This window comes from Vibrio sp. Y176, assembly GCF_033438945.1.
Map to the genome: position 1 here is coordinate 1 of NZ_JAWOQS010000538.1, position 695 is coordinate 695.

Consider the following 695-nt stretch of genomic DNA (forward strand, 5'->3'; position numbering starts at 1 on the left):
CTGACGAAATGTGCGATTCCTGAGTTGATGTGGGAACAGGTAGCGTCTTCGTGGCAACGAAAAGAGCCTTCACTCTATTCTCGTTTGGATTTTGCGTATAACGGAACATCACCAGCAAAGCTACTCGAAAACAATGCCGATACACCGACAAGTTTGTTTGAAACGGGTTTTTGGCAATGGGTGTGGCTGGAAGATGTAGTTAACAAAGGTCGAATTCATCAAGCTGCGGATCAATTCAATATTCTTCAAGACTTTCTAATTGAGCGTTTTGCGGAGATAGCCAAATATCAACCGGGACAAACTCTCCACTTTAGCTGTTGCAAGTACACAGAAGAAGATAAAGCGACTGTCCAGTATTTAGAAGATTGCGCGCGCGAGGCGGGGCTAGCGACAGCTTTTGTGCATGCCGAAGATAGTGGTGTAACGGAAGACGGAAAATTTGTGGATGTGGACGAACGAGCCATTCGTTGGATGTTCAAACTTTATCCTTGGGAATTCTTGTTTGAAGAGGAATACGCGAAATATTTAGCGACTGCAAACGTCAACTGGCTAGAACCCATGTGGAAATCGATTTTATCCAATAAAGCACTTTTGCCATTGTTGTGGGAACGCTTTCCAAATCATCCCAATCTTTTGCCTGCCTATTTTGCTAATGACCCAAACGCGAGTTGTTTGAACGATTATGTCATCAAACC

The 695-nt window shown here is 43.9% G+C and carries 1 protein-coding gene; it reads left to right on the plus strand.

The genetic code is table 11. From position 1 onward, the window contains the following. The coding region (locus R7O13_RS27185; protein WP_318305239.1) for a glutathionylspermidine synthase family protein at window positions 1-695 on the plus strand (695 nt) is incomplete at both ends.